Raw genomic sequence first — 16,080 nt, forward strand, 5'->3', positions numbered from 1 at the left:
CTTTTTTTATGAAATACGTTTTCCGTAAATAATATAACGTTTCGGGGCATTTCCGACGTATGAAAAAGGATAGCAGGTGGTCAGTATAAGCTCTTCCTTTTCGTGCTGCAGCGTAATAATGGACGTATCATCCTTGTCTACAATTTTTGTTTTTTCAATTTCATATGTGAAATTACCATATGAAAGGATGATGTTGAGCCGGTCACCTTTTTCAAGCTCTCCTGTCCGGCGAAACACAGTATCACGATGTCCTGACAGCACAATTTGTCCGTTTTCATCCGGATAATAGCTGTCCTTATAGTGCCCCACACCTTTTTCTAAGTCATCAGCATCGGTTCCTTCCACGATCGGAAGCTCCGCATTGATTTTCGGGATTTCCAGTATGCCGCTCGCTTGACCGGTTTTCGGCTTAAACGATGATTTTTTTTCGGCTTGATTAGCGTTTTTCTTCGTGCCTGCAATGGCCGGCGGCTGTTCAGCCGCCTTTTTTGCTTCTTTTAATGTTTGCTCAGTTTTCATGCTGGTATCAATCAATTTAAAGCCCCCGTAGCCTGTGATCGCAAGACCGATCACAATGATTACAAGAGGAATATATTTTTTCACGTTGTAGCGGCACTCCTTTTCCTTCTGATATATAAATACGTTCCAGACAGTGAGACCGCTGCACCGATCACAATAAAGTTGTAGTATCCTGCTGACGTATCCGGGAGCTTAGGATCAGAGCCGCTTTCCTTACCTTCTTTATGCAAAGGCAGTGTGTTTAAACGGCCGGCGGCAGTAGCAGGCTGATTGGTCTTTGTTGTAAATTCTTCAAAGGTCGAAATGACTGCAGGCGGGAGCTGATGGATCGGAGCAATGCCCGGGGTCTCTCTTAGATCAGGCTGTTCTTCCCCAGGTGTCGGATTTACCTTGACTGGATCGTCTGTTCCCGGACTGTCTGCTGGGTCTTCAGCATGACTGTCTTCAGCCAGTTTAATCCTGCCTTCTTTCGTATATGAAATCGGCTTATCAAAGCTTTTTACATATTCTACAGTCGCTTCTAAATCCTCAGGCCCTGTAACCGGATGTTTCCCGAGCAATCCGATTGGCTGGTATTTGGCTCCTGTCGCCGTCGCCATAAAATGATTAACGGTCAATGTGTATGTGGCATCCGGCTGGATTTTGGTTCCATCTGCCATCTTTATCTCAACTGCTTTGCCTGTATCTTTATCCCACGTATACGTAAACCCGCTTATGCTGTAGTCAGGGCCGAAAACCGGTGAGATTTGCGCATTGATGATCTCCCGTAAATCTTTTCCTTTAATCTCAAGCTTCGTCAACACATTTCCGAACGGCTGAATGTTATAAAGATCCCCCCATGTAATCGGGCCTTTCTTCAGTCCTTCCCGTATCCCGCCGCCATTCATTAGCGCAAAATCAGTTTTCATCGCCGCTCTCATGCCATCGGCAATCAAATTCCCAAGAGGCGTGTCGCCATCATTAGAATAACCGCCTTCCATATCAACAGCCGCTTCACCGACTACTTCGCTGATAATCGGTTCTGCAAGGGCCTGATACTTACTTAAAATAGCTGAGGCGCTGGCATCAGGTTTTTTCTTGCTTTGATCGACGTATTCGATTTCAGCCGACTTTTTGACGATGTCTCTTGTTTGTTTATTGATTTCCAGATCAACGACACCTATCGCTTTTCCGTATTCATACGCCTGAACGATCAGCTTGCCGTTCACTTCACCATTGACGACCTTATGATTATGCGCTGCAAAAATGATGTCTATCTCAGAATCAGATTTGTTTGCAAGGTCAGCGGATTCACCTGTTATTGTGCTGCCGTTTTGTTCGGCAGACATATGGGCGAGCACCGCAATTGCCCTGATACCTTTTTTCTTCAGCTTTTCGGCAGCAGCATTTACTGCTTTTACTTCATCGGTAAACTCAATATCCTTTATTCCGCCAGGCATTACCATTCCGGCCGCCGACTGTGTAACAACTCCAATAAAAGCAACGGGTATGCCCTCTACATTTATGATGTCATAAGCCGGCAAAAAGGGTTCTCCGGTAGACTTCATTTTACAATTGGCGCACACGAGGGGAAAGTTTTGCCCGTCATAGCCGCTAGTGCCTTTCGGATGATCTCCCCCTTTTAACATTCTCATGAGTTCATCCGTACCTTCATCGAACTCATGATTACCTACAGTTCCAACATCAAATCCGATATCCTCCATCAGTTCAACAGTTGGTTCGTCTTGAAGAAGGGATGATACGGGCGAACTGCCTCCGATCATATCACCGGCGTGCACAGTGAGCGTATTTTTCTTTTCTGCCTTTTTCTCTTTCAAATAAGCAGCTGCATAGTCCATGCGTCCGAATGTGCCATCTGGAGTGCCGTCTCCATCAAGATCAAGCTCGTATTGCTGATCGATTTTCCCATGCAAATCGTTCATGCTTAAAATCCTAAGCGGTATATTTTCTTGGGGAGAGGTTTGCTTTTTCTTGTAACCGGCACTCTCTGCTTCAGCTTCTGAAGCAAAGAATATCCTGTTTTCCACAGCCACCTGCTTCCAGTCTGCTGGCGCAACATAGGTCTTGTTTGATGAGTCTCCCACATACCTTGTCAGCCCTTTTCCCTGCTCTCTGGCTCTAAATTCAAACGGCATTTCCATAAGAGGATCCGCTTCATTCCAAATGCCTTTTTGCTCTTTTTTTGCATTGGCGACTGCAGCCTGAAATTCCTGATAATCCTCTTCATTTTCAACAGGCCAAATAAAATATGTTGGAGCATAGCCATTTTTCACGAGTTCTAAATTCACATTTGACCCTATTTCAGTCACAACCTGCCCAAGAAGTCTGCCATAGCTGTCCTTGGCTTCACTGCCGACTTTTACAGTAATGTGATCTCCTGGAGACAAAACAGTTTTTAAATAGTCAGATGCTTTCTTTCCAAATCTTAATTGATTTTCATCTGCTTCATTTTTTGGTGTGTGGTACGTTTCTGGCGTGTCTACATTTACAAAACGAATTTTTGTCGCACCAAGTATCGGTTTTTTAACATGAATGGTGTCACCGTCTACAACGCGATCAACCACAGTTTCATATTCGCCTTCTGAAGAAGGCGGGGCAGGCTGCTCTTGAAGCGGCTTGATGTCTGCTGATTTTCGCGGAAGAAGCTGAAGGGATTGATATCTGCTCAACACGCCTGTGATTTCATACCATTTATTCTCAGTCAGTCCATCAATGATACCTGTCTCATTCATAACACGTAATGTCATTGCGTGGTGATCGTTATCAATCATTGTTACATTGTAACCGCCGCCCGCTTGAGAATTTGGAATGGAAGAAATATAAGCTTTGACCGTCACAAGACGCCCTTCATATTGATCACCCAAGCTGCCATTGACCAGTTCATTGATCGTTGAAGGTTCAGGGACAGGGAGAGGCTGATTGGATTGGATAATACGGATGCCGGATGTATCCGGAACAATTTCAGTAAGCCCTTGGTAAGTCGTTATTTTCCCTGTTACCGTAATATCCATTCCTTCTTTTAACTCAGGGAAATTCTCTGGCGCTGCCGAATAAATGTTGATGCCGCCTGTGTCATCCTGCATAAAGGTCGACAGCTTTCCGCCTCCGATTGCGTTTTGATCGGCAGTAACAACACCTTTAATCGTGACATGCTGATTCATTCTGCCGCGCGCTTCCTTTATTGTAATAGGCTGTTCTGTCGGCGGCGATACAGCATCATCCTTTAAGACCATCGACTGAACCTTCTTAAGACCTATCGTATTAAAATAATGTTCAAGCTCTCCTTGAACAGCTATCTTTTTTCCAAGAAGCAGCGGGTTCGTTTGCAGTCCGAATTGGCTTCTGAACGCGGAGGGTATTTGCACGGGAAGAATGTGATTGGGTGATGTCTCGTTTTTGCTGTCTGCTATAGCAACGTTATAATCATTTGAAAAAGGACTCGTCAGATTGTAATGCTGAGATGAAACGGCTTGGCCGATTGTATATCCTTCGACAAGAGCTTGTCCCTCTTTTTGCTGTATCGCTTTTTCAACCGATATTGCTTCTGCCGGCTCAGCTGCCCTTACAGCTTCATAAGCAGACATGACATTCAAGAAAATGAAAAGCATGATCAAAACAACATGCAAAAAACGCCTCATCAGTTTTCCTCCCTTACATCTTGCATGATTCGTTTATTTGTTAATCACTTCGACAATCAGCATATAATTCCTGTCAATCGCTGCATAAAACTCGGCTGACAGGCACAAAATACAGCTGATCTGAAAAAAAAGGAGGAATTCGGTTTGGATCAGCAATTTCAGCAGCAATCACAGAACAAAGGGATACCAGGTAAACCGCATCAGAATCACGGCGGACATGAAATGTTTGATATGCACGAGGTGCTTTCCGGAACGCTTACTGTGCTTGATCAGTTTATGATGCTGAGACAATTCTGTAAGGATCAGGAATTATTAAACATCCTTGACCGCCAATATCAATTCATTACATCTCAATATAACTTAACAGCAGAGTGCTTCAAAACAGGAAGCGAGCCTTCACAAAAAACGGCAACTTATATGATGAAGGAAGACAACCAGACTGTTTACGGCATGCAGCCGGCACAGCCTAAGAAACCTGTTCAATCCATGAATGATATTGATGACAGCATCATCAGCCGCCAAATGCTTTGCGCTGTTAAGGCACAGGCATCTATGCTGACGATGGCTTCTCTAGAAATGACAAATCCGGCCGTCAGACGTGTACTGTCTGCGCAAATTCAGCAGTATGTCGAAATGGCTTTTGAAATTTTCCTTTACCAAAACAAACATGGTTACTACCAAGTTCCGCAGCTTGACGCGCAGGATATGGAACAACTGAGAAATTCCTTTGCCCCTGCACAAGGACAAATGCCTCCGACTCAAGCGACTCAAGGCGGTATGGGCCAGCAAGGACTTCATTAATTAAAAAAGGCATTGGATAGGTTCTATCCAATGCCGCATTTTCTTCAAACGATCTGGTGAAATCTTCTTCAAATTGATCAAGACTATCCTGTGTCGCCGCTTTAAACCCTTTTTTAAAATCCCCTTTTTTCGCTGTTTCCTTAATAATCTCCAAAATAATGTCTTTCCCGTATGTTTCCGTCAGCTCATTGACCATATAAAAACTTTGCAAATAAACATCGGTTTCATATTCCGATCGAGCTTCCTGCCAGTCCTGATCTGTCTGCAAACGGTCAAACGGCACGACAGTAAACGTGATCGGATCTATGAGCAATTCATAGTTCGCGATCCACTCGCTTAATCCTTCATGGAACCATAAAGGGAACTCATCAGGATCTGCTTCGAACTCCCGTAATTTCTGATGAAACGCATGGTGTGTGTACTCATGAATCAATAATCTCTGATACAGATAAACCGCTACCTCATCACCTTCTAAAAGCTGCTTTTTCTCTTCAGGCAATAATCCGATCAGCTGCTCCCGCTCAGAATAAAAGCCGACAACATCTATTAAACCGGAATAAGCCTCCATCTGTTTTTCAGTAGGAAAAAAAATGATATCAATAGGCTTCTGATTCGAATATTCAAGCATGACCTGATTAATACTCACCGCATATTCAAGCGTTTCTTTCGTTAATGGCAGTAAGGATTTTTCCTTAGAAGTGTAATAAACATCGGCCTGTTTAAATGACTCTTTCTTCATGTGCTTCGTCACTTGTTCTTTCGTTATCCCAGATGCCTGCCCTGGCAAAGACAGAATATACATCGTGCTTGATACGATGGCCGAGCTTATGGCCAACATCACAAGGACTCCGCACAGGAATAGAGCGGATGCCGCACGCTTTCCTATGCCACCCTGCAAACGTCTCCCTCCCTGAGCCGGTCCGTCTTGTACCTTTTTATTTTTACTCTATGCAGCCTTAGTTCACAGCGTGTCATTTCTGCAGAGAAAAAAGCCGCACAAGTTATGCGGCTTTTTATCCTTTATTCAGCTTGCGGAAATACACGTTGCACGGTTTGACTAAATTCATCAAAGAATCCTGCAATCGGATCACCATTTTGGATTCGTTTGCCATACCCCTGCATTCGATCAACAAAGTCTGGATTTGCAGAAACATACACGTTGTCCATGTTCTTATCAGTATCTTTTACTTTATCGGAAATCTTCTTTTTCAGATCTTTCCCAACTTCTTCTTTTCCATTTGTTAATACAACCGCAACATACGCTTGATTTCCGGCAACAATTACATTTGCGTGTTTCACTTCTTTCATTTTGGTAATTTTATCGGCAGCATCATCAGCAACTTCCAACTGACGGTTATCATTACCGTTATTGTTATCACCATTATTCGTCATATTATTGTCGACGTTGTCACGGTTATCATTTGCATTGTTGATATTTCTTGTACCGTTATCATTTCCCGGATTGCGGTAGTTAACATTTTCAGGCTCTGCATTATCACGTCTGCCCTCACCCTGATTGGCCATACCACAGCCAGTCATAAGCAAAGGGATCAGAAGCATGGACGCAAGGACTTGTTTTTTTCCAAGCATGTGAATTCCTCCTTTATCACTTTACTTATAGGTTTTTCTAATTGGCTCTAAATATGCATGAAAAAATATCGGAAATGCTTTCCCGGGAAATAAAACGGTTAATTTGTCTAATGAGCGGGGAAAATATCAATACACTTATAAAGGAGGGATCACGTTGTTCAAACAACGAAAAGGAATCAGTCCGACAGCCTTAGTTATCGGTTCAACTATGCTGGTTGCAGCTTTATCACCACAGATCCGGCAAAAAATCAGCGGGTTTATTACAGGCCAAATGAACAACAGGAATGGTCAAAATAAGTCGTTTGATCTTCCTAATGTTGGAGATATGATGAAACAGGCGTTTGGCGGAAATAATCAAGATCAATCTCAAAATCGTCAGCAAACTGGCCGTCAGCATGCAGGCCAGCAGCAAAGCCAGCCTCAACAGCATCAGTCTCAGTCTAAGCAAAATCGTCAAACGGACACAACAACCAGAAATAGACAGCAGCAATATGCAGAGCCAATCCATTTCGATCAAAGCGCAATGAATGTAATGGATGACAACACTGTAATGGAAATGCTGGAAGACTTAGAACCCGGCCGTTAAAAAAACGTGTAATCTCTGACGCAAATAGTTAATTTTCTTGGCTTTTAAGGTGTTTTTTGCTTTTGATTTTCTTGTATTTTATATTCTTTTCGTATCTTTAGAAGTACAATTGGTGAGCATAAAAAATCCTTCTTGCGTTCAATGATGAACGTTTGAAGGATTTTTTTTATGCTGCAACTCTATCCGAAGCGATCTTTAGCTAGAACCTAATTGTTCCGACTTCAAGCACTTATGATTTTATTTTATAGATAGAAACTATATGTTGGTCCGGTCTTACGAGTGCAAATATAAAATCTTTAGAACCCTTTCGATATTTAGAGTTTTCACTTGGAATTAGCAAATCTTTATGAACCGGGAAATCAATACCTTTAGAAATATCAGTAAACAATCTCCACTCCTCTTCAGGTTGATATTGACCAATAGAAATTAAGGTATGTTTCAGACCTAATTGTTCTATAGGATGAAAACTCTTTTCTTCATAGATATAGGGAACCCTTTTGCCTGTTACCCATTTTCCACATGTTTTTAAGAGAATGCTTCCTTGTGGTCTAACCCGATCAATTGAATAATCAACAGGCAGTATTTGACCTAGCAAGGCCTCCTTTTCCATTGCTTTCTCCCCAATGAAGGATATATTAGAAATTGTTTTTAGCAAAAGCGAACGTCCTCCAGCAAGAAGTGGATTCGTAATCGCCATATTCCGGAATATCAATGCGTTGTTTTTTTGTATCTCGTCCGCTCCCACTCTTTGTTCTTTAGAATAGTCATCCAAAAAAGCACTAAAATTTTTATGCTGTTTCATTGAAAGCGCAAGTCTCCATCCCAGACGCCAGGCACCCAGTACTCCTACCATCATCCCAGCACCAGCCGAAGGTCCCATCGTATGAGCAGCATCTCCAGCCAAAAGCCATCTCCCTTTTCTATAAGTTTGGCTTTGCCCTTGTCCTAAACGAAAAGCACTCGCCCAAAGCATCCGGCGGACTTCTGCATCCGGTAGCCGTTCTTTTAGTAACTTACTTACAAAGTCCGAACTTATAGCTTTTTCCCGACTTTCTCCTTTGTTTATACGATAAATGAAACGCCATTTCCCTGGTGCAAAATAAAAAAATCCATAAGGTCTGTAAGAATCCAGGATAATATTTGAAATATCTTTAGGAAGATTACATTCCATATCAAAATCTGCAACAGCCGAATCCATTCCATAGTCTCTCCAAGTTTTATTTATCCTCAACCTAGTCCTAGTGATACTGTTAGCTCCATCACATCCAACACCCCAAGGGGCGGACAATTCATACTGCCCATCTTTACTATGTACTATAACAATAACTTTGTCTTTTGTTTGAGTAACTTCCACTACCTTATGGCCCCTGCGGATTTCTACAATTCCTGTTTTTCTAGCAGCGTCTTCAAGTATTTCCTCCGTATCGCGCTGGGGTAATTGAAGAGAGTATCGATAGGGCGACTCTAATGTATTAAAGGACCATCTAAGAAGTTTGCCATGTTGATTTTCAAATTGATGTAAAACCCGGAGTACTCCTTTTTCGTAAAATTGGTTAAATATCCCCAGTGATTTTAGAAATTCAATTCCACGCGGCATTCAAGTAATAGCTCTTGATTCATCCTTTGACGTTGAATCTTCTCTTGCCTCAAGAATAAGCGAAGAAACTTTATACTTTGACAATACAAGAGAAAGAGCCAAGCCTACAGGTCCTCCACCTACGATAAGAACACCTTTATAAAAAGAATTCATTTGCTACTCCTTTAAATTCAACTTTATCGTATTTAATCTAGCCTTAATACTTTACCCTTTTTGATTGTTTATACGGTTACAAATTCGAGCTTTTCACATCGGCCCCAAAAACTTACTAAGCGCTTACTAAATTTATTGGTGAAAGAAAAAGTATCATTTTTTTATGATACCTTCACATAATGCTTGAATTAGAGTTTTTAAATATATCTTATGATCTTTCTCTGTACACGATTTTCCATAAGTCATAAAGTAAATAAATAATGACCCTATAAAATGCCTGGCTAACGATGTATAATCTAGACTCTTAATTTCTCCGTAGTCAGCCCTCTTTTCTAAGAAATTACCAAGGGTAGCAACTCCTTTGTCAATCAGTCCCTTCAATTTCTCCGCCATTATTTGATTTCTTTGAGACTCGCCAAAAACCATAATAATAAATGATGATTTGTTAACCATCAGTTCAAATAATCTTTCCCCCAGTCTATGGAGCGTCTCGTCGACGGGGAGCTCATCATGGAAATATAGGATACGTTGCACATCCTCCAAAAAATTATGTTTTGCCAAAATCGCATGTAATAGTTCTTCTTTAGATGAGAAGTAGTGATATATAAGCCCGTCTGTTACACCAGCTTCCTTGGCAATTTCTTTTACCGTTGTTCCATTATACCCTCTCGAAGAAAATAGCTCCAAAGCTGTATCAATTAATTTTTCCTTGCGTTGTGCTGATCTCTCGGATTGTTTCAGTTTCATCACCCATCTCTAACTTCCACCTATTTATTAAGTGCTTACTTAGTTTATTTTATTGATTGTTTGTTGTCAAGTTTACTCATTCCACCCAATACTCAATTAATTACTACAGATTCAGTTTCAACTTCATTATCCCGAATCATGTTAATAAAAAAGCATGCTCAACTAAAACAAGATTTGCACTCCATAATCCGAATACCCTTTTAATAAGGCAGCTTTCAGTCTCTATTTCAGTAACGTTTAGTAAGTGGAGTAAAAAGGAGTAAAAGCAAATCATAAAAAAAGAACCCATGAAACCCTGATATTACAAGGTTCATGGGTCTTTTATTGAAATTAATCCTCTGACGGATTACACGTTTTACTATGTCTAGGCTTCTTCCGCTTCGATCACATTTGATCGATCTTGGAATACACCAGAATCTATTTCCTTCGTGACTTTGCTGGTAATCAGGCCTGATGTCATACTTCCGCTGACATTCAGCGCAGTACGTCCCATGTCAATCAACGGTTCGATAGAAATTAATAAACCGGCGAGCGCGACAGGCATATTTAACGCTGATAAAACGAGCAGCGCTGCAAATGTAGCTCCGCCGCCAACCCCGGCGACACCAAACGAGCTGATGGCAACAACCGCGATAACTGAGATGATAAACGCCGGATCAAACGGATTTTGGCCGATTGTCGGAGCAATCATCATTGCCAGCATAGCCGGATAAATGCCGGCACAGCCATTTTGGCCGATAGATAGCCCGAACGAGCCGGCGAAGTTCGCAATTCCTTCCGGCACCCCCAAGCTCCTTTGTGTTCTAATGTTCAGCGGCAAAGCGCCTGCGCTTGATCGTGACGTAAATGCAAACACGAGTACAGGCAGCGCTTTTTTCAAATAAACAACCGGATTTAATCCGCTGATCGTCAACAGAAGCAAGTGGATGATAAACATTACAATCAACGCGGCATATGAAGCAATGACAAACATACCAAGTTTCAAAATGCTGTCAATATCACTTGTCGCAATCGTTTTTGTCATAATGGCCAGCACACCGTAAGGCGTCAGTCTCAAGATGAGAGTAACAACCCGCATGACAATGGCGTAAACAGCATCAATCAATTTTTTGAACGTTTCTGCCTGTTCAGGCTGTTTCCGTCTCACACCTAGAAATGCAATGCCTAGAAAAGCGGCAAAAATAACGACTCCAATCGTTGATGTCGGTCTAGCCCCTGTAAAATCCAAAAACGGGTTTCCAGGAAGCAGTTCAATCATTTGCTGCGGCAGTGTTTTCGCTGTCATCTCCTCTGATTTCTGTTCAAGCTCCTGTCCCCGAGAAAGCTCTGTACTTCCTTGGTCAACCTGGATCGCCTGAAGATCAAAGGAAAGGGCGGACACAATACCAACCGCCGCGGCTACAGCCGTAGTCGCAACCAAAATCCCGATAATCAAACCGCTGATTTTCCCGAGATTCTTTGTCAGCTTCATCTTTGTAAAAGCGCCTAGAATGGAAATAAAAACAAGCGGCATGACAATCATCTGAAGCAATTTGACATAACCGCCCCCGGCAATATTAAACCAGTCGGCTGTTTGAACCACAATGTTTGAAGTCGGACCGTATATCAGCTGAAGCGCAAACCCAAAAACGATTCCCAGCCCCAGCGCAGTAAACACACGTTTTGAAAAAGAAACATGTTTCTTCTGCATGGCAAAGAGCCCAATAATGAGTAAAAGTAAAATAAATACATGCAAAATGACTAGCAAAGTCTCCAATTGAGGCAAACTCTCCCTTCAAATTTTTCTTATATACTATATTACACAAATTCCGATAGTTCAAGTAAGAATTATTCCTGCATCAATATTTGGATAAAAAAAACCAATGAATACCGTTTTTGTTCTTTTCATTCCCCCCTTTCTTTAGTAACTTATAAAAGGGTGATAATATTGCTGAAAGAACTGTTCGTAAACTTGACTATTTTAATCACATTTAATTATCTGTTCACCCACCTGTTTAAAGAAAGGTTAATACATAAAAAAGACCGCCTTTCCTTTCAGCTAGTAAAAGGAGCTGCTTGCGGTCTCCTCGGGGTTATTCTTATGAATTTTGGTTTGACGTATCACCATTCAATCATAGATTTTAGAAATATCCCTATTATGATCGCCGCTCTTTATGGAGGCTGGGTGTCTACGGCGACAGCCCTGATGATAATCGCAACAGGCCGCATGCTGATCAGCTTGAATGAATCAGCGCTGTATTCCATGATTACAATTTGTATCGCTGCTGTGCTGTCACTTATTGCATCAAGGAGAGAAGAAGTTCAGCTGAAACACGTACTATTACTTTTAATCATTTCAAATGGGTTCATCTCCTTTTTCTTCTATGTATTTGTTGATATCCATTCACTTAAGCTTCACTTTTACTTTTGGCTGATTTCAATTATCGGCGGCATGCTCAGCCTATATATTATCGAGCATGAAACCAATGCACACCTTTTATTTAAACAATATAAGTTCCAGGCGCACTATGACTTTTTGACAGGTATTTATAACCGCAGAAAGTTTGAAGAAATCACACAAGACCTGTATCAACAGGCTGCACACACTCCATCTTTACAATTTTCGCTTATTTATATGGATATCGATCACTTTAAAACCATTAACGATCAATACGGCCATCATGAGGGGGATCAGGTTCTAAAAGAGCTGGGATCCCGACTAAAACAAAATATCCGCAACACTGATCCTGCCGCACGTATCGGCGGCGAGGAATTTGCCGTCCTCTTGCCAAATTGCACGCCCGAGAAAGCAGTCCAAATCGCAGAACGGATCAGGCACTCGATCAGTAATACACCGATTGTATTAACAAACGGAGAAAAGCTTGCCGTTACGGCCTCACTGGGAGTAGCCCATTACCCCCGAAACACAGATAAGCCGGAAACATTGCCTGTTCTTGCTGATCAAATGCTGTATAAAGCGAAAGAAAACGGCCGAAACAAAGTATGGTTTACCATAAAAAAAGAATGAATTCATTTTTTGAATTCATTCTTCAAATCTGAAAGACGATGTAAAGGCAAAAAAGCCGGAACAACCATCCCTTGATACTCTTGTTCAATAAATGCCGCTGTATCATCTGATTGATAGAGTTCAAGGATGGTTTGCAATGTTTCGCGATCTCTGTCCTCAGCCCTGACAACAATTACATTCATATCTTCCTTCACGGTTTGCCTGCCGCCCTTTAATGTATGCTTCTGCGGGTTCAGCCCCGCTTTTTTTGCGGCGGCTGTTTTCATCACAAACACATCAGCTCCGCTCATTACATCCTGTTGGCGTACGGTTTTCAATTTCAAGTGTTTCGGATTATCTTTTATCACATCAATTGAACCGGTTCCATTAAAACCGTTCTTCAAAGTAAGCAGTCCCGCTTCCTGCAGGAGTGTAAGGGCTCGCCCAAAATCGAGAGCTTCATCCGGGACAGCAACAACAGCACCGCGCGGTATATCTTTGATTTGCCGATATCGTTTTGAATAAATGCCCATAGGCGCTATGTATGTCGTGCCAAGCGGTGCCAGTTTATGTTTGTATTTCTTTGAGAACGACTGAAAATATGAAATGGATTGAATAGCATTGGCATCAATCTCTTTGTTTGCCAGCGCTATATCTGATTCTGCATAATCAGAGAATAGAATCAGCTGAATATCAAGCCCTTCCGCTTCAGCCTTTTTTACGATATAGTTCCATATCGCTTCATCCGACTCAGCAATTCCTATTTTTATCGTTTCATGTTCTGCTGACCGTGAGCATGCAGTAAATGAAACGAAAAGAACAAGAACAAAACTGCATACAAGCCACTTTTTCATTGTGACACCATACTCCTATCTATCTTATTAGAGCATGCAAGCAATATCAGACATAAAAATCAGACGCTCTTAGTTGATAAACGTTGTCATTTGTAACATTGGTTAACTTTACCTTACTCATATCAGATAGGGTTGTCAATTACTATTACCCCTACCTTTCCGTAAAGAGATACAAAAGAAAAAGTCCTGCAAACATATGATCACGTATCGAAAAAACAGATACATTTCGGCAAATAAATATCAAAATGAAAAATAATATGTTATTTTCCGAAAAAAGTTTCGTTTAACAGTTGTTTTTTCTCGAAATTACTGGTAGAGTAAAGGTAATTATTTTTGTTCGAACTATCTTTAAGAAGAAAGTTTTGTAAGAGTTTTCGTCTTGGAAGTTTGTTTTAGAGCAAGAATAGTGAATTTAAGCGTTATGATCGCTTTAGGAGGAAATTTCATGTTAGAAGGTAAAGTAAAATGGTTCAACTCTGAAAAAGGTTTCGGATTCATCGAAGTAGAAGGTCAAGACGATGTATTCGTTCATTTCTCTGCTATTCAAGGCGAAGGCTTCAAAACTTTAGAAGAAGGCCAATCAGTTTCTTTCGAAATCGTTGAAGGAAACCGTGGACCACAAGCTGCTAACGTTACTAAAGAAGCGTAAGCATAAATTGATAATAAGAACTGCAGGTGCAAGCCTGCAGTTCTTATTTTAAAGGAAAAGCTGTTTTGCTTATGCAAAACAGCTTTTTTTCATTAGTTCGCAATATCCCGTTTCATAAAGATTCCGAAAGCAAGCAACAGGAAGACAACAAAATAAATCACCAGCATCACAATGGAGAATGTCATTGTCATCCCTTCCACTAACGGTGTTCCCTCTACATACTGCATCAGATTAACATTCGCAAATAAAATATACTTCGCCCAGTCAAACTTCACCGCCATAAACGCAGTGGCTGTCGTGCCCGTTACCAATAAAAAGATGGAAAACCCTACAGCCAGAGAGCTGTTTCTAAATACCGCGGACAGCATAAATGCCATCGTAGCCAGCATTAAAGCCGCAACAGATTCTGAGAGATAGGTTTTGGCCAAATATCCCAACATGTTTTGCTCCAATACATGACCATCCTTATAGATTAAATGAACATTCGCGGCAGTGTCCCCGCCTGTTCCAAAAAAGACCAGTCCCAGCAAAGTTGAACCTATAAATAAAATAAACAGCAATAAGAGACCAAATAAAAGAACGGTAATATATTTAGAAAGCAGAATTTGAAAACGGCTGAGCGGCCGTATCATTAACAGCTTAACCGTACCCCAGTTAAATTCGTTTGCGACGATGCCAGCTGCAATTATAATCGTGAACAGCCCAGTAAGGATTGTAAAACCGGCAGAATCCGTTACATAAGACCAAACGGTATATCCAGTGTCACTCGGGATATTATGTTCAATTCGATAGTTATTGATTGTGATCGTTTCTTCATATTGTCCTTTGAGGGAAGGATCTTCTTTCATTGCCTTCTTCAAATCACTATTTTGTGCTTGAAGCGTCTCTTTCCACTTCGGATTTGCTTCATCTGTTGAAAAGTGGTTTGTTAAAAATGCCCACCCGATCATTGTCAAAGCAAGAATTCCGATCATCACCCATGTTCCGACACGGCTGAAAATTTTGATCCACTCATTATAAATCAAATTAAGCATGTTGAACCTCCTCTTTTGCTTCGCCTGTGATTTCTAAGAAACGGTCCTCTAAAGATTTTGTAATCACTTTGACTTCATAAATGCGGATTTGCTGCATGACCAGCAATTCAATCACTGCAGGGACGTCCTCTTTAGCCAGTTTGATTTCCAAACCGTTTGTCTTGATTACCGAATCATATTCTCTTAGAATCGCAGCAGTTTCCTTCGGCTGCTCCACTTGGAAGAAATATGTATCCTTTTCATCAGTTATTTCATCTCTTACATTCTGAATATCGATAAGCTTTCCTTTTTGGATAATCGCAATTCGGTCACACATCAGTTCCATTTCTGACAGCAGATGACTTGATACGATGACAGCCATTCCTCTTTCTCGCGTCAGCTTCTTTAAATGGTCTCTGATTTCTCTGATTCCCGCCGGATCAAGGCCGTTTGTCGGTTCATCCAAAATCAGCACTTTTGGATCGTGCAGAAGGCATTGTGCCAAGCCGAGACGCTGTCTCATTCCCAGAGAGTAGGTTTTCACTTTATCATGGATTCTATCTTTAAGGCCGACTAGTTCCACCACTTCATCAATTTTTTCCTTCGTGACACCCTTTACCATCCTTGCGTATTGCTGAAGATTTTTATATCCGCTTAAAAATTTATACAGCTCTGGATTCTCTACAATAGCCCCGATATGTTTGATTGCCTTGGCATAATCTTTCGTGATTGATTGGCCGCAAATAAGCACATCACCTTGTGACAGCTTCATTAAACCGACCATCATTCTGATTGTCGTCGTTTTCCCCGCTCCATTAGGTCCCAGAAATCCAAATACTTCGCCTTCGCGAATCGTAAAACTCAGTTGATCAATGATCGTCCGGCCTCTGATGTTTTTTGTCACATTTTTTAATTCCAATACTGTTTTCATCGAATTCCTCCTCTTT

General features: G+C 41.4%; 12 protein-coding genes and 2 pseudogenes. 4 read left to right on the forward strand and 10 right to left on the reverse strand.

What is annotated here, in order from left to right; all coding sequences use genetic code 11:
• Positions 1-6: 6 nt before the first annotated feature.
• Both srtA and V6D42_RS09935 read right to left on the reverse strand, forming a co-directional pair.
• Entirely contained in the window at positions 7-603 is a 597-nt protein-coding gene (srtA, locus tag V6D42_RS09930; RefSeq protein ID WP_333513097.1) for a sortase SrtA, read from the reverse strand.
• A complete protein-coding gene (locus V6D42_RS09935; protein WP_442893207.1) occupies positions 600-4,157 on the reverse strand; it encodes a 5'-nucleotidase C-terminal domain-containing protein in 3,558 nt (1,185 codons plus the stop codon). Before V6D42_RS09935 ends, srtA begins: the two co-directional genes overlap by 4 nt.
• 144 nt (positions 4,158-4,301) lie before the next feature.
• On the opposite strand from V6D42_RS09935, the gene V6D42_RS09940 reads away from it, so the two are divergent.
• Positions 4,302-4,958 (forward strand): spore coat protein, encoded by a 657-nt coding sequence (locus tag V6D42_RS09940; protein WP_229147607.1) that lies wholly within the window; start codon positions 4,302-4,304, stop codon positions 4,956-4,958.
• On the opposite strand, the pseudogene V6D42_RS09945 reads toward V6D42_RS09940, so the two are convergent.
• Both V6D42_RS09945 and V6D42_RS09950 read right to left on the reverse strand, forming a co-directional pair.
• Positions 4,884-5,856 (reverse strand): annotated as a pseudogene (locus tag V6D42_RS09945) (hypothetical protein); the annotation flags it as partial. The gene V6D42_RS09940 and the pseudogene V6D42_RS09945 overlap by 75 nt on opposite strands.
• Before the next feature lie 122 nt (positions 5,857-5,978).
• On the reverse strand, positions 5,979-6,548 hold the full coding sequence (locus tag V6D42_RS09950) for a YhcN/YlaJ family sporulation lipoprotein (protein ID WP_333513098.1): 570 nt from the start codon (positions 6,546-6,548) through the stop codon (positions 5,979-5,981).
• A gap of 154 nt (positions 6,549-6,702) precedes the next feature.
• Here V6D42_RS09950 and V6D42_RS09955 point away from each other — a divergent pair, with 154 nt between their 5' ends.
• Positions 6,703-7,134 (forward strand): hypothetical protein, encoded by a 432-nt coding sequence (locus V6D42_RS09955; RefSeq protein WP_333513099.1) that lies wholly within the window; start codon positions 6,703-6,705, stop codon positions 7,132-7,134.
• A gap of 229 nt (positions 7,135-7,363) precedes the next feature.
• Here the strand turns inward: V6D42_RS09955 and V6D42_RS09960 are convergent.
• From V6D42_RS09960 to V6D42_RS09970, 3 genes and pseudogenes are all read right to left on the reverse strand, one after another.
• Positions 7,364-8,884, reverse strand: a pseudogene (locus V6D42_RS09960) (FAD-dependent oxidoreductase).
• 153 nt (positions 8,885-9,037) lie between these two features.
• Positions 9,038-9,631, reverse strand: a complete 594-nt coding sequence (locus V6D42_RS09965; RefSeq protein WP_244956497.1) for a TetR/AcrR family transcriptional regulator — start codon at positions 9,629-9,631, stop codon at positions 9,038-9,040.
• Between the two features lie 364 nt (positions 9,632-9,995).
• The gene (locus tag V6D42_RS09970) at positions 9,996-11,387 is read right to left on the reverse strand and encodes an L-cystine transporter (protein WP_333513100.1); all 1,392 of its coding nucleotides are present in this window, start codon (positions 11,385-11,387) and stop codon (positions 9,996-9,998) included.
• 171 nt (positions 11,388-11,558) lie between these two features.
• Between V6D42_RS09970 and V6D42_RS09975 the strand changes: the two genes are divergently transcribed.
• Positions 11,559-12,638 carry a diguanylate cyclase gene (locus V6D42_RS09975; protein ID WP_333513101.1) on the forward strand — a complete coding sequence of 360 codons (1,080 nt, stop codon included), beginning with the start codon at positions 11,559-11,561 and terminating at the stop codon, positions 12,636-12,638.
• Between the two features lie 2 nt (positions 12,639-12,640).
• Here V6D42_RS09975 and V6D42_RS09980 read toward each other — a convergent pair whose 3' ends face one another.
• On the reverse strand, positions 12,641-13,471 hold the full coding sequence (locus V6D42_RS09980; protein ID WP_333513102.1) for a MetQ/NlpA family ABC transporter substrate-binding protein: 831 nt from the start codon (positions 13,469-13,471) through the stop codon (positions 12,641-12,643).
• A 445-nt stretch (positions 13,472-13,916) separates the two neighbouring features.
• Here V6D42_RS09980 and cspB point away from each other — a divergent pair, with 445 nt between their 5' ends.
• Positions 13,917-14,120 carry a cold shock-like protein CspB gene (cspB, locus tag V6D42_RS09985; protein ID WP_010333511.1) on the forward strand — a complete coding sequence of 68 codons (204 nt, stop codon included), beginning with the start codon at positions 13,917-13,919 and terminating at the stop codon, positions 14,118-14,120.
• Positions 14,121-14,212: 92 nt separating this feature from the next.
• Here the strand turns inward: cspB and V6D42_RS09990 are convergent, their stop codons facing one another.
• Positions 14,213-15,154, reverse strand: coding sequence for an ABC transporter permease (locus V6D42_RS09990; protein ID WP_168747275.1), 942 nt, complete (start codon positions 15,152-15,154; stop codon positions 14,213-14,215).
• Positions 15,147-16,064 carry an ABC transporter ATP-binding protein gene (locus tag V6D42_RS09995; RefSeq protein ID WP_010333509.1) on the reverse strand — a complete coding sequence of 306 codons (918 nt, stop codon included), beginning with the start codon at positions 16,062-16,064 and terminating at the stop codon, positions 15,147-15,149. Before V6D42_RS09995 ends, V6D42_RS09990 begins: the two co-directional genes overlap by 8 nt.
• Positions 16,065-16,080 lie beyond the last annotated feature (16 nt).

Source organism: Bacillus sp. 0909A, assembly GCF_036765115.1.
Classification (GTDB): Bacteria; Bacillota; Bacilli; order Bacillales; family Bacillaceae; genus Bacillus; species Bacillus mojavensis.

What these genes read in the sequence shown, in the direction of transcription:
- V6D42_RS09935 (WP_442893207.1), bottom strand. Translation starts at nt 4,157, where the DNA reads ATGAGGCGTTTTTTGCATGTTGTTTTGATCATGCTTTTCATTTTCTTG.
- V6D42_RS09950 (WP_333513098.1), bottom strand. Translation starts at nt 6,548, where the DNA reads ATGCTTGGAAAAAAACAAGTCCTTGCGTCCATGCTTCTGATCCCTTTG.
- V6D42_RS09965 (WP_244956497.1), bottom strand. Translation starts at nt 9,631, where the DNA reads ATGAAACTGAAACAATCCGAGAGATCAGCACAACGCAAGGAAAAATTA.
- V6D42_RS09980 (WP_333513102.1), bottom strand. Translation starts at nt 13,471, where the DNA reads ATGAAAAAGTGGCTTGTATGCAGTTTTGTTCTTGTTCTTTTCGTTTCA.
- cspB (WP_010333511.1), top strand. Translation starts at nt 13,917, where the DNA reads ATGTTAGAAGGTAAAGTAAAATGGTTCAACTCTGAAAAAGGTTTCGGA.
- V6D42_RS09990 (WP_168747275.1), bottom strand. Translation starts at nt 15,154, where the DNA reads ATGCTTAATTTGATTTATAATGAGTGGATCAAAATTTTCAGCCGTGTC.
- V6D42_RS09995 (WP_010333509.1), bottom strand. Translation starts at nt 16,064, where the DNA reads ATGAAAACAGTATTGGAATTAAAAAATGTGACAAAAAACATCAGAGGC.